Below are 12,596 nucleotides of genomic sequence, written 5' to 3' on the forward strand. Positions count from 1 at the left end.
GCCCGGCCCGAGCCCGCCTGGTCCCGGCCCGAACGCCCCGGCGCCACCTGAGCCCGCCGGCTCCCGGCCCGGACGGCCCCGGGCCACCTGAGCCCGCCCGAGCCCACCGGGTCCCGGGCCGGCCGGCCCGGGCCAGGGCCCGGCGGCTGCGCGTCACATGGCCTTCCCGGGCCGTTCCACCCGCCACGTGGACGGCCCGTCCGCCCCGGCGATCGAGAGCGAACCGGGGCTCGCCGCGGGCGGGCCGGCCGACCAGCGCTGGCCGGCGGAGCGGTCCCGGACCCTGACCACCAGGTCGCCGCCGGGCTCGTCACCGGCGGCGGCGAGCGCGAGGGTCAGGTCCCAGCGGGGCAGCAACTCGCCCGGTGCCGTGAGCTCGTAGCGAACGTCGTCGCCCCGTCCCGACCCGGCCTCGGCGCAGGTTCCGAGGATCACCACGCCGGCGTCGGCGTGCGAGTCCAGGCACAGATGCGAGTCTGCCGCGCTGCGCAGGAGGCCGTCGGCCTCGTACGTCCACCGCTGGGTCGCGGCCCCGGAGCAGGCGGCCAGGACCACCCCGGCACCGGCCGCGGGCCGGCCGTCGACGTCCAGGCACCGGCCGGCGCCGGCGTTGCGCAGCCGCACGGGCCGGCCGGCGGCGGGCAGGCCCGCGGTGCCGGGCGCGGTGGCGGAGGCGGCCGGGGACTGGGGGCCGGCGCCGGCGGAGGCGACCGGGCCGGTGCCGGAACCCCCCTCCGGCCACAGGCTGATCGCGAGAACGGTGGCCAGCAGCCCTGCCGAGGCCACGCCGACGCCGAAGAGCAGCGCCCGGGACGACCAGAGGACACCGGGCTCGCCGCGCAGCGACGGCCGGGCCCGGGCGAGCCGGCCGGATCTCCCGCCGCCCCGCCGCGGGCTGCCGCGGCGCGAGCCGCCGGAACGGCGTGAGCCGCCGCGGGCGGGAGCAGGCCGCCGGCGGCCGGGGCGCGAGTCGAGGTAGCGGCGGGCGCCCCAGCCGAGCACGGCCTCGGCGAGCAGCACGCCCAGGGCGGCGTCGGTATGGCCGAGTTGCTCGGCGGCGTGCCGGCAGTAGGCACAGGCGGCCAGGTGCTCCTGCACGTCGGGCAGCAGGCTGCCGCCGCGGCGGATCGGAACGTCGAGCAGGCGATTGTAGTAGCGGCAGTCCTTTCCCGGCGCGAGTTCCCGGTGGGCGCGTACCAGGCCTTCCCGGAATTTCTCCCGGGCCTGTTCCAGGGCGGCCGCGGCGCTCTCGATGTCGATGCCGAGCAGTCCGGCGGGTATGGCCATCGGCTCCGCCTCGACCTCGGTGTGCCACAGCAGCGTCTGCTCGAGTCGGGAAAGCCCGTGGAAGGCGCGATCGGAGAGAGCGCGGTTCTCCGGTATCAGGGTCGTTGCGGCGCGCATCCCGCGGCCCCCGGCCGGTTTCACGAGACCCGGCAGCACGGCGGTGATCCGGTCCGTGGTGGACCAGCCGAGGACCGTGTCCCGGACCGCCACGAGCAGCCGGGGCCGGAGCGCCTCGGCGGGTTCGCCGAGGGCGAGCCGGCCGAGGACCTGGTGGAAGGCGGTCGCGGTGACCATATGGGCGAGGGATCCCGGCGCGGCCAGGCAGACGACCGCGTAGTCCCGGCCCGGCCGCCAGTGCCGGGCCATCAGGAGGGCGGTGGACCGGGAGGCCTCCGCGTCGGAGCCGGCGCGCAGCGGGCCGGCGAGGAACTCGTCGGATTCCCCCGTGTCTTCGCCGGACGGCGGATAGGGGGGACGAGGCGGGTGGGGGGTGGGCACTGAAGGAATTCCTCTGGTGGGTGGTGCGTAGTCGCGTAGCTCCGGAACGCCCGCGCGGAGCCGGAATTCACCGGCACCCAGGCCGGTACAAACTCCAACTACCTTGAAAGTCCCGGCTGTTACCCCCGCACGGGCGATTCAACCCTTGCACAACCTCCACACGGGCAACAAGGCACTCGTACGACATCGAGCCTTTTGAAAGAAAGTCAGGAAACAGAGCGGACGCCGACCGCCAGCGCATTCGATTTCGCATGCGCCCCGTGTGAAGCGAACGCACGCATCGGCGGTCCGCGCACGCTCCCGGGGGACGGGCGCGCTGGGGTGGACTGGATGCCGGCCCTCTTCGGGGGCCCCGCGCGGGACGGCGGCTCCCCTGCGCGTGAAGCGGCCGCCGGCCCCGTTCTCTCCGCCCTCGGCCGGCGGCCCCGGCGGCTTCCCCCGCCGGCCGAAGTCACCGGCGAGCGGACGGGACCGGCCGGCCGGACCGGTTCAGATCTGCCAGGAGCGCAGCCGGTCGGCGGCGCCGTACACGTCGGTCTTGCCGGAGATCAGGTCGCGGGCGAGGTCGGCCAGGGCCCCGTAGGGCGGGTCGATGCCGACGTCGCTGACGAACATGTAGGCCACGGCCGTCGCGCAGGCGAAGCGGGCGTTGGCGGCGGGCAGCGGTTTGAGCAGGGCCAGGGTGTGCAGCAGGGCGGCGGCGCGCCAGGCGGGGTCGGAGTCGACGCCGAGCCGGGGCGGGTCCACCCGGTGCCGGGCGACGGCGGCGACCAGCGCGGAGAAGTCGTCCACCGCGGGCTGGTCGGGCAGGACTTCCTCGTGCCGCTGCAGCAGCCACGGGACGTCGATGTGGACGACGGGGGCCATCGCTCAGGCGGCCTCGCCCCGGGCAGGGGGCTCGTCGTCGGGAAAGGCGGCCGCGAACTCCTCGGCATGGGCGGCGAAGAAGCGCCGGAACTCCCGAGCGCCCTCCTGCAGGGCCCGGTGCCGCGCTATGTCGGCGGCGGCCGCCTCACGCACCAGGGCCTTCATCGACGTACCGCGCTCCTTGGCGATCTGCCGCAGGTCCTCTAGTTCCCGTTCGCTGAACTCCACGTTGAGAGCTGGCATGCCCTCACGGTACCGCTGGGGGTACTCACGCGTAAATATCCGCAGGTCACAGGGCGGCCTTCACGGTACCTGCGGGGCGGGAGCGCCATGTCCGGTTTCCGCCGGTCAGCGGGCGCACGGCGCAGCAGACTCGACAGCGCCGAAGGAGAAGGCCCGCGAACGGCACGGAACCGCCGCAGAAGGAGCAGCCATGAACACGCGTACCGTCCACACCCTCCATCCGAGCCCGCTGGGCGACCTGCTGGTGACCGGTGCGGCCGGTCCCGCCGGCCTCAACCTCACAGCACTGTCCCTGCCCGGGCGGCAGGGCACGCCCGGTGTCCGTCCGGAGGACCGCGACGACCGGCCGTTCACCGCGGCGCACCGTCAGCTGGACGCCTACTTCGCGGGCCGCCGGACCCGTTTCGACCTGCCGCTCACCGTCACGGGGAGCCCGTTCCAGCGGACGGTGTGGCAGGCCCTGGAGGAGGTGCCGTACGGCACCACGACCACGTACGGCGAGCTGACGGCCCGGCTCGGCCTCCCCCGGTCCGAGATCCGCGCCGTGGGGCGGGCCCTCGGCGCCAACCCGCTCCTCCTCGTCCGCCCGTGTCACCGGGTGATCGGCGCGGACGGCTCGATGCGCGGATACGCGGGCGGCGTGGAGCACAAGGTGTGGCTGCTCACCCACGAGGGCGCGCTGCAGCCCGCCCTGACCTGAACCCCGCAGGAAGTACGACAGGAGGAGCGACCATGACCCTCACTCCGGCCGAGGCGCACCGCCGGGCCGCCCGCACCGACTGGGCGGCCCTCGCGGCCGGGCTGGACGAGCACGGCAGCGCGCCGACCGGCCCGCTGCTGACGCCCGCCGAGTGCGCCGGCCTTGCGGCCCTGTACGACGAGCCGGAGCTGTTCCGTACGACGGTCGATCTGGCCCGGCACCGGTTCGGCTCCGGCGAGTACCGCTACTTCACGCACGAGTTGCCCGCTCCGGTGGCCGCGCTGCGTGCCGCGCTCTATCCCCGGTTGCTGCCGGTCGCCCGGGACTGGGCGGCCCGGCTGGACCGTCCGGCCCCCTGGCCCGACTCGCTCGAGGAGTGGCTGGAGCGCTGCCGTGCCGCCGGCCAGGACCGGTCGGCACAGATCCTGCTGAGCTACGGACCGGGCGACTGGAACGCCCTGCACCGGGACGTGTTCGGCGAGCTGGTCTTCCCGCTCCAGGTCGTGGTGGGACTCGACGAGTACGGCACCGACTACAGCGGCGGGGAGTTCCTGATGGTGGAGCAGCGGCCGCGCGCCCAGTCCCGGGGCACGGCGACCGCCCTGCGGCAGGGGCACGGCCTGGTGTTCACGACCCGGGACCACCCCGTGCGCACCCGTCGTGGCTGGTCGGCCGGGGCGATGCGGCACGGGGTGAGCACCGTGCGGTCGGGGCGGCGGCGGACCCTGGGCCTGGTGTTCCACGACGCCACCTGACCGGGCAGGGCAACTCGCTTCGGCGCGGGGGTGGTTCGGCGGCGCGGGATGGCCGGGCGGAAGCCGGGGCCGGGGTGCCGGCGGCCGACCGCGCCGGTGTGGTGCGGACCCGCACGGAGCCCGCCGCGGCCAGAACCGATCTGCGCGTGACCGCCATGGGTGGCTGTCCCTCATCAGGGCCCAGATTCACTCACAACTGAACGTGACCGAACGGACTCTGACTGATCACCACATGTGATCCTCAACCGTCCGGTCTCCGGAAGCCGGACACGTCGGGAGATCGGCCGCATTCCCGCCGGAGCCCGTTCGGCCCCTCGTACGGCGGCCCGGTGGACACGGTCCACGCGAGTGCGGGAAGCACTAGGCTGGAACCCGAGTGGTGCCACCTGTTCACTGTGAGTGTGCGCTTGGGAGCGGCGACGATGAGCCGGGTCTATCCGTTCGACGACGCGGCGACGGCCCGGGCTGTCATCGACGACGCCGGGACGCTGCTGGAGTGGAACGAGGGCGCCCGGCGCCTGCTCGGCCACCCGGCCGACACCGTCGTGGGCCGACCGGCCGCCGAGCTGCTGGCCGGCGACGGCGCCCCGGCCACGCCGCCGGGGTCCCGCTGGCAGGGCACGGTCGGACTGCGCCATCGGGACGGCCGGATCCTCTCGGTGTGGCTGCTCGCCCACCGCCGGCCGCCACGCGACGACCACGGCGGCGACTGGCTCGTGGTCACCCCGCTCATGGCGGCCGATCCGCCCGCCGCGAGCGATCCGCTCGCCGAGGCGGCCCTGATCCAGTCACCGTGCGCGGTCGCCGTGTACGACGACCAGCTGCGGCTGCGCCGGATGAACGACCGGATGGCCGCCGTCGTGGGCCTCCCCGAGGAGCGGCTGCGGGGGTTGCGGCCGTCGGAGATCGGCGGCCGGCCGCAGAGCGAGGAGCTGGAGAGCTGCATGCTCCAGGTACTGGCCTCGGGCCGGTCGCTGGACATGCAGAGCTTCATGCGCAGCGGCGGCGAGGACCGGGCCCACGCGTGGCTCGCCCGGATGGCCCCGGTCAGGGACGCGGACGGCACGGTGCGGGGCGTCTGCGTGGCCGCGCACGACGTCACCGACAACCACCGCGCCCGCGAGCGGCTACAGCTGGTGAACGAGGCGAGCATGCGCATCGGCACCACCCTCGACGTCACCCGCACGGCGCAGGAGCTGGCACACATGTGCGTGCCCGCCCTCGCCGACTTCGTCACCGTCGACCTGCTGGACCCCGAGGACTACGGCGGTGAGCCCCCGGCACGCATCAGGGCGCCGCTCACCCTGCGCCGGGCCGCCCACTGGTCCGTCCTCGGCGGCGTGCCGGAGGCGGTGATGCGGCCCGGGCAGACCGAGCGGTACCCGGCCGGCTCCCCGCAGGCCGACTCGCTCACCGCGGGCCACACGATCACCGCCTCGGTGGCCGAGGGCGACATGGCCAAGTGGCTGACCTGGAACACCGCGCGCGGGGAACAGGTGCGCGCCTTCGGCATCCACTCCTCGATGTCGGTGCCCATCCTGGCCCGCGGGCTCACCCTGGGCGTGGCGGTCTTCACCCGGCACCGGCGGCCGGACGGCTTCACCGCGGACGACAGACTCCTGGCCGAGGAGATCACCACGCGCGCCGCCGTCTGCATCGACAACGCCCGCCGCTACTCGCGGGAGCGGGAGACCGCCCTCGCGCTCCAGCGCAGCCTGCTGCCCCGCACCCTCCCGCGCACGGCGGCGCTCGAAGCGGCCTCCCGGTATCTGCCGGCCGCGCGGGCCGGGGTGGGCGGGGACTGGTTCGACGTGATCCCGCTGTCCGGGATGCGGGTCGCGATGGTCGTCGGGGACGTCGTCGGGCACGGCATCCAGGCCTCCGCCACGATGGGCCGGCTGCGTACCGCCGTGCGCACCCTCGCCGACATCGACCTGGCCCCGGACGAGCTGCTCACCCACCTGGACGACCTGGTGCTGCGGCTGTCGGACGAGCACAGCGGCGACGGCAACCCCGGCGAGGTCGGCGCGACCTGTCTGTACGCCGTCTACGACCCGGTGTCGCGGCGCTGCACACTGGCCCGCGCCGGGCATCCGCCGCCCGTGCTGATGCCGCCGGGCGGCCGGCCGCGCCTGCTCGACCTGCCCGCCGGTCCCCCGCTGGGCCTGGGCGGGCTGCCGTTCGAGTCCACCGAGGTGGAACTGCCCGAGGGCACCCTCATGGCCCTCTACACGGACGGCCTGCTGCTGTCCCGCAGCCGGGACCCGGAGGCCGGCCGGGGGCTGCTGTTCGAAGCGATCCGGGCGCATGCGGACTCCCTGCACGAGACGTGCGACCTGATCCTGCAGGCCCTGCTGCCCCAGGCCGGGGTCCCCGACGATGTGGCGCTGCTGCTGGCCCGGACCCGGGGCCTGCCCGCCTCGCGGGTGGCGACCTGGGAGGTACCGGACGACCCGGCGCTGGTCGCCCCGATCCGCAAGCAGGTCGTCGAGCGGCTGGACGCCTGGGGGCTGGGCGAGGCCGCGTTCACGACGGAGCTGGTGGTCAGCGAACTGGTCACCAACGCCATCCGGTACGGCGCCCGGCCGATCCGGCTGCGGCTGATCCATGACGCCTCCACGCTGATCTGCGAGGTCTCCGACACCAGCCCCACCGCCCCGCACCTGCGCCGCGCCAAGATCTTCGACGAGGGCGGCCGGGGTCTGCTGCTGGTCGCCCAGCTCACCCAGCGGTGGGGCAGCCGGCACACCCCGGAGGGCAAGACGATCTGGGCGGAGCTGCCGCTGTACGAGGGCGACGACCGGCCCGCGTAGAACCCGCGTAGCACGGGTGGCGGGCCGACACCGGCCCGCGGGGAGCCCGTGGCACGTCTGACGCCGGCCCGCGGGGAGCCCCTGGCGCGGCTGACGCCGGCTCACGTGCAGCCCGTGGCACGTCTGACGCCGGCCCGCGTAGGACCGGTGGGTCTCAGGGGGCCGTCAGCCAGGGGCGTACCTGCTTGCGGGCCTCGTGCAGGCGGGACTTGAGGGTGCCGAGCGGGATGCCGACCCGCTCGGCGGCCTCGGCGTACTCCAGCTGGCAGATGTCCCGGTAGACCAGCGGTGCGACCAGGTGCGGATGCTCCCGCTCCAGCCGGTCCAGCGCCTCCAGGAGGTCCACCCGGGAGCCGGCGATGACGCTGGTGGTGCGCGGGTCCACGGCCTGGGACGGCTCGATCGCGGCGGGCTGCTCGGCGGCCCGCCGTTTCAGCTCGCGGTACTTCTGCCGGCAGCAGTTGGCGACCACCGTGTACAGCCAGGTGCCGAACCGGCTGCGGCCCTCGAAGGCACGGATGTGCCGGGCCACCTGGAGCAGTACGTCCTGGGCTGCTTCCTCGGCGTCCTCCCGGCAGGGCAGGAAGCGCGCGCAGCGGCGCAGGACCTCGGGCCGGATCTCGCTCAGCAGCCGGTCCAGGGCCGCGCTGTCGCCGGCGGCGGCGCGCCGGGCGAGGTCTTCCATCGGCGCCTGGTCCTGCACGGAAGGGTCCCCCTTCGGGTCGATCTCAGGGCAGGCATGATAGTCGTATGCACCCCCTGGAGCGGATCGGCCGCTATCGTCTCGAACGGCCGCTGGGCACCGGCGCCTTCGCCACGGTGTGGCTCGCCCACGATCCCGAGCTGCAGGCCGCGGTGGCCGTGAAGGTCCTCGCCGAGAACTGGGCGCACCGGCTCGACGTCAGGGAGCGCTTCCTGGCCGAGGCGCGGCACCTGCGCCGGGCCGGTTCGGGCCGGGTGGTTCAGGTCTACGACATCGGTGAACTCGCCGACGGCAGGCCGTACTTCGTGATGCAGTACGCCGACGGCGGCACCCTCGCCGACCTGTTGTCCGGCGGGCCGCTGCCGGTGCGGGACGCGCTGGCACTGACGGCGGAGGCCGCACGCGGCGCCGCAGCACTGCACGAGGCGGGCATCGTGCACCGCGACATCAAGCCGACCAACGTGCTGTTGCACACCGCCCCGGACGGTACCCGGCGGGTGCTGCTGGCCGACCTGGGGCTGGCGAAGAGCCTCGCGCAGGCCTCGGTGCTGACGCTGGCGGCGGGCTCGGCGGGCTACCAGCCGCCGGAGCAGGCCGAGCCCGGCGAGGGCATCGACGAGCGGGCCGACGTCTACAGCCTGGGCGCGGTCGGCTACGAGCTGGTGACCGGGGCCGTGCCGGGGCCGCCGGGCCGGGTCGTGCCGCCCGGGCGGCTGCGGCCGGACCTCGGTGCGGACGTGCAGCGGGCGCTGCTGCGGGCACTGGAGCCGGACCGGAACAGACGCTGGCCCGGCGCGCAGGCCTTCGCGCACGAGCTGGACCGGCTGGCGGCGGGGCCGCCGGCGGGGCGTCCCGCGCGCCGGCTGGACGGCCTCCGCGGCCGGCTCGACACCGTGGCCCTGGCGCTCGCCGCCCTCCTCGCGGCCTCGGCCGCCGCGGTGGCGGTGACCGCGATGGTCCACCGCGGCGGTGGCACGCCGGACGCGGCGCGGATCACCGACGGCACCGGCCGGGTGGCCCTCCAGGTGCCCGCCGGCTGGGGCCGGGAGCTGCGCGGCTCCGGCTGGGACCCGCATGCGCTGGGGCTGCGGCCGGGGCACGAGCCGGGCCTGGTGGTGGCCGACGATCTGGCGCGCTGGCCGGATCTGACGGCCGCCGTGGACGGGGTGTTCGCCGGAGTCAGCGAGCACGGCGAGGTGACCGCCGCGGTGAAGGACCTCGCGCACGCCGGCTGCCGGTACTCGGGCAGCCGCACCTTCACCGGCACCGACTGGCACGGGCTGGTACGCACCTGGAGCGGCTGCCCCGACGGCGGCTCGGTCACGGAGACGGCGCTGACCCCGTCGGGCGGCGCCGCGCAGCCGCAGGTGTACGTGCAGGTGCGCCAGCGGGGCACCGGTGATGCCACCGACCGGATACTCCGTTCGCTGCGCGTGTCCTGAAGACGCGGGTCCCGCGGTCAAGACGGGGAAAAGAACCCCGTGCGTGCCGAACTTTTCCGGCGTCGGGCGCATCGGACCGCAATGACGGCGCACCCGGCGCCGTAGGCACGCGGCACATCGCGCGCCCCGAAGATCCAGGAGTGTTGAGCGACATGGTGTACACACCCCGGTCCGCACGGCACGGGGCCCTGCTCGTCGGCACGGTCGCCGTGCTGGGCCTCATGACCGGCTGCGGCAACGGCCAGGACGTCCACAGCGACCCACCGATCACGGCCCCGGGTACGGCCGCGCCCGCGACGGACACCGCGAAGAGCCCGGCGGCGGCCACCTCCGGCGACGCGTCCGGCTCCGCCGGCACCGCCTCGTCCTCCGCGCCGAGCGTGGCGGCGTCCACGGCGTCCACGGCGTCCACGGACGGAAAGACGGCCGCCGCGAGCTCCCGATGCCACACCTCGGAGCTGCGCGCCTCCGTGGGCCGCAACGATCCGGGCGCCGGCCAGGAGAACTTCCCCGTCGTCCTCACCAACAGGTCCGCCCGGACCTGCACGCTGCACGGCTATCCGGGCGCGGCCTTCGTGAACGGCTCCGGCAGCACGCTCGGCGCCGACCCCAAGCGGGAACCGGGCTCGCCGGTGACGGTCAGCCTCAAGCCCGGACAGAGCGCCTGGGCCGGTCTGACCTTCTCCAACCCGGGCGTCAGCGGGGCGAAGACGGCCACTCCGGCCGCGCTGCTGGTCACCCCGCCGGACGAGCGCGATCACCTGAAGGTGACGTGGTCGGGCGGGCCCGTGCCGGTGTCGGGCAACTCCTCGTCCGTCCGCCTGACGGTGCTCGGCCCCGGCACCGCTCCCTGACCGGCCCGCAGAAAAGGCGCGCGAACCCCCTGCCCCACTCACCCGGCGGCAGGAACAGGCCCGCGAACCCCGCTGCCCCACTCCCCGGGCAGCGGGGTTCGCCATGACCGCGCCCCGACTGTCACACGGCCACAGGCACCGGCGGCCGCGATCTTTCCTCTCCCCGCCGCCATCGAACCCCTGGACCGCACGGCGAACAGGCCCCGCGCAGGGGCCGCACGAGGAATTCGGGGAGACGATGAGCGGGATCACACGCAGGCGGATACCGGCGGCGGGCGCGGCGGCGGGCGCCCTGGGCACGCTGGGCGCCTGCCACTCCGGCACCGGCCTCTCGGTCGACGGACCGGACCCGGCGGACGGCAGGGGTACCGCGCAGGCCCGGCCGGATGGCGGGGTACGACGACGTGCGGTTCGTGCCCTTCAAGCAGTTGGTGGCCTGGCTGGAGGAACAGGACCCAGCGGTGCTGCGCAGGCTCACGCCGGGCCGGTCGCCCGAGGGTGGCTGGGACGAGTTCCTGGGCGCGGCGGGCACCCGCTCCTCCTCACGCGTGCGGCGTCGTCTGTTTTCATGGGCGGGCACCACCTCGATCGTTTCCGGAGGGACCCGCCCTGAACACCCCGCTCGCCGAGGCCCTGTCCGTCGCGCTGCTCGTCGCCGTGCTCGCCTGGGCCGTGGTACGGCCCCTCGGCCTGCCGGAGGCGGTCATGGCCGTCCCCGCCGCCGGCATCGCGATCGCGACCGGCGCGATCTCCCTCGACCACGCCCGCGCGGAGGCGGAGCGGCTCGGCCCGGTGGTCGGATTCCTCGCGGCGGTCCTGGTGCTCGCCCATTTCTGCGACGTGGAGGGGCTGTTCCGGGCCTGCGGGGCGTGGATGGCCGACCGGGCGGCGGGGCGTCCGGTGCGGCTGCTGACGGCGGTCTTCGCGCTGGCCTCCGCCATCACCGCCGTACTCAGCCTGGACGCCACGATCGTGCTGCTGACGCCGGTGGTGTTCGCCACCGCCGCGCGGACCGGTGTACGGCCCAAGCCGCACGTGTACGCGTGCACCCATCTGTCGAACACGGCCTCGCTCCTGCTGCCGGTGTCCAACCTGACCAACCTGCTCGCGTTCGCGGCGAGCGGGCTGGGCTTCACCCGGTTCGCGGCGCTGATGGCACTGCCGTGGCTGGCGGCCATCGGCGTCGAGTACGTGGTGTTCCGGCGGTTCTTCGCCCGGGACCTCGCGGCGGCGGCCCCCGCGGGCAGCGAGACCGGCCAGGCGCCGGAGACCCCCCTGTTCGCGCTGGTCACCGTCGCCTGCACGCTGGCCGGGTTCGTGGTGGCGTCCGCGTTCGGCGTGGAACCCGCCTGGGTGGCCGCCGCCGGGGCGCTGGTGCTGGCCGGACGGGCGCTGCTGCGCGGGACGGCGACCGCGCCGGCCGTCGTCCGGGCGGCGGCGCCGGCGTTCCTGGCGTTCGTGCTCGCGCTCGGCGTCGTGGTGCGGGCGGTGGTCGACAACGGACTGGCCGACGCGCTCTCCCACGTCCTGCCGAGCGGCACCGGGCTGCCCGCCCTGCTCGGGACGGCCGCGCTGGCCGCCGTGCTGGCGAACCTCATCAACAACCTGCCCGCGGTGCTGGTGCTGCTGCCGCTGGCCGCGCCCGCCGGATCGGGCGCGGTCCTCGCGGTGCTGCTGGGCGTGAACATCGGCCCGAACCTGACGTACGCCGGGTCGCTGGCCACGCTGCTGTGGCGGCGGATCGTGCACCAGCACGAGCACGGCGTGGATCTCGGGGAGTTCACCCGGCTGGGGCTGATCGCCGTGCCGTCCTCCCTCGTCGTCGCGGTGGTGGCACTGTGGGGGTCGCTGCAGGTTCTCTGAGGGCCGGCCGAGGGCCCTCGCACCGACCGAGGGAGACCGCGGGATGCGAGTGATCACCTGGCTCGTCGAGGGCACCTGGCCCGCCTGTGTGGACGCCGTGCGCACCCACGTGCCGCAGGCCGCCGAGGTGGTGCTGCTGCACGTCAGCGGACCCGACGTGCCCGGGCTCGCGCACGGTGCGTTCGCGGGCCTGCTCGGCCGGGGCCGCACGCGAGGGCACCATCCGGACGAGTCCTGGGGCAGCGATCCCGGTGACCTGGTGGACGCGCTCGGCGCCGGTTCGGCGGCCGAACTCCTGTCCGCGGCGGCCGAACGCCTGGGCCGGCCCTGCCGCCGCGAGGAGCGGTCGGGCCGGGTCGAGCGGGAGGTGGTCGCCGCCGCCGAGGGCGCCGATCTGCTGGTGCTGGCCCGGGACGGGGACCGGTCCCGGCTGGGGCCGAAGAGCCTCGGCCCGGCCGTCCGGTTCACCGTCGACCACGCGCCCTGCCCGGTACTGCTGGTGTGGCCGGAACCGGCTCCGGGCCTGGAGACGATCCCGCCGCCGCACCACCACTGACTCAGCGATGCCGTT

At 75.2% G+C, this 12,596-nt stretch carries 11 protein-coding genes; 7 read left to right on the forward strand and 4 right to left on the reverse strand.

Going from position 1 to position 12,596, the window contains the following annotated elements; genetic code table 11:
* Positions 1 to 153: 153 nt before the first annotated feature.
* From ACGFT2_RS03345 to ACGFT2_RS03355, 3 genes are all read right to left on the reverse strand, one after another.
* Positions 154 to 1,785 carry an RICIN domain-containing protein gene (locus ACGFT2_RS03345; RefSeq protein ID WP_393273003.1) on the reverse strand — a complete coding sequence of 544 codons (1,632 nt, stop codon included), beginning with the start codon at positions 1,783 to 1,785 and terminating at the stop codon, positions 154 to 156.
* Between the two features lie 489 nt (positions 1,786 to 2,274).
* Positions 2,275 to 2,652: a toxin Doc gene (locus ACGFT2_RS03350; RefSeq protein ID WP_393273005.1), complete on the reverse strand. Its 378-nt coding sequence runs from the start codon at positions 2,650 to 2,652 to the stop codon at positions 2,275 to 2,277.
* 3 nt (positions 2,653 to 2,655) lie between these two features.
* Positions 2,656 to 2,895 carry a hypothetical protein gene (locus tag ACGFT2_RS03355; protein ID WP_393273007.1) on the reverse strand — a complete coding sequence of 80 codons (240 nt, stop codon included), beginning with the start codon at positions 2,893 to 2,895 and terminating at the stop codon, positions 2,656 to 2,658.
* A gap of 190 nt (positions 2,896 to 3,085) precedes the next feature.
* Between ACGFT2_RS03355 and ACGFT2_RS03360 the strand changes: the two genes are divergently transcribed.
* From ACGFT2_RS03360 to ACGFT2_RS03370, 3 genes are all read left to right on the forward strand, one after another.
* Positions 3,086 to 3,595 (forward strand): methylated-DNA--[protein]-cysteine S-methyltransferase, encoded by a 510-nt coding sequence (locus tag ACGFT2_RS03360; protein ID WP_393273009.1) that lies wholly within the window; start codon positions 3,086 to 3,088, stop codon positions 3,593 to 3,595.
* Between the two features lie 32 nt (positions 3,596 to 3,627).
* On the forward strand, positions 3,628 to 4,350 hold the full coding sequence (locus ACGFT2_RS03365; RefSeq protein WP_393273011.1) for a 2OG-Fe(II) oxygenase: 723 nt from the start codon (positions 3,628 to 3,630) through the stop codon (positions 4,348 to 4,350).
* A gap of 422 nt (positions 4,351 to 4,772) precedes the next feature.
* On the forward strand, positions 4,773 to 7,163 hold the full coding sequence (locus ACGFT2_RS03370) for a SpoIIE family protein phosphatase (RefSeq protein ID WP_393273013.1): 2,391 nt from the start codon (positions 4,773 to 4,775) through the stop codon (positions 7,161 to 7,163).
* A 154-nt stretch (positions 7,164 to 7,317) separates the two neighbouring features.
* Here the strand turns inward: ACGFT2_RS03370 and ACGFT2_RS03375 are convergent, their stop codons facing one another.
* Positions 7,318 to 7,866, reverse strand: coding sequence for an RNA polymerase sigma factor (locus ACGFT2_RS03375; RefSeq protein ID WP_393273015.1), 549 nt, complete (start codon positions 7,864 to 7,866; stop codon positions 7,318 to 7,320).
* 47 nt (positions 7,867 to 7,913) lie between these two features.
* On the opposite strand from ACGFT2_RS03375, the gene ACGFT2_RS03380 reads away from it, so the two are divergent.
* The 4 genes from ACGFT2_RS03380 (at position 7,914) to ACGFT2_RS03395 (ending at position 12,581) form a co-directional block, all read left to right on the forward strand.
* Complete coding sequence (locus tag ACGFT2_RS03380; RefSeq protein ID WP_393273017.1) at positions 7,914 to 9,308, forward strand: serine/threonine-protein kinase; 1,395 nt, start codon at positions 7,914 to 7,916, stop codon at positions 9,306 to 9,308.
* Between the two features lie 152 nt (positions 9,309 to 9,460).
* The gene (locus tag ACGFT2_RS03385) at positions 9,461 to 10,162 is read left to right on the forward strand and encodes a DUF4232 domain-containing protein (RefSeq protein ID WP_393273019.1); all 702 of its coding nucleotides are present in this window, start codon (positions 9,461 to 9,463) and stop codon (positions 10,160 to 10,162) included.
* A gap of 609 nt (positions 10,163 to 10,771) precedes the next feature.
* Positions 10,772 to 12,025 (forward strand): SLC13 family permease, encoded by a 1,254-nt coding sequence (locus ACGFT2_RS03390; RefSeq protein ID WP_393273859.1) that lies wholly within the window; start codon positions 10,772 to 10,774, stop codon positions 12,023 to 12,025.
* Between the two features lie 43 nt (positions 12,026 to 12,068).
* Positions 12,069 to 12,581 carry a universal stress protein gene (locus ACGFT2_RS03395; protein ID WP_393273021.1) on the forward strand — a complete coding sequence of 171 codons (513 nt, stop codon included), beginning with the start codon at positions 12,069 to 12,071 and terminating at the stop codon, positions 12,579 to 12,581.
* Positions 12,582 to 12,596 lie beyond the last annotated feature (15 nt).

The sequence above is a fragment of the Streptomyces sp. NPDC048514 genome, from assembly GCF_043199955.1.
Classification (GTDB): domain Bacteria; phylum Actinomycetota; class Actinomycetes; order Streptomycetales; family Streptomycetaceae; genus Streptomyces.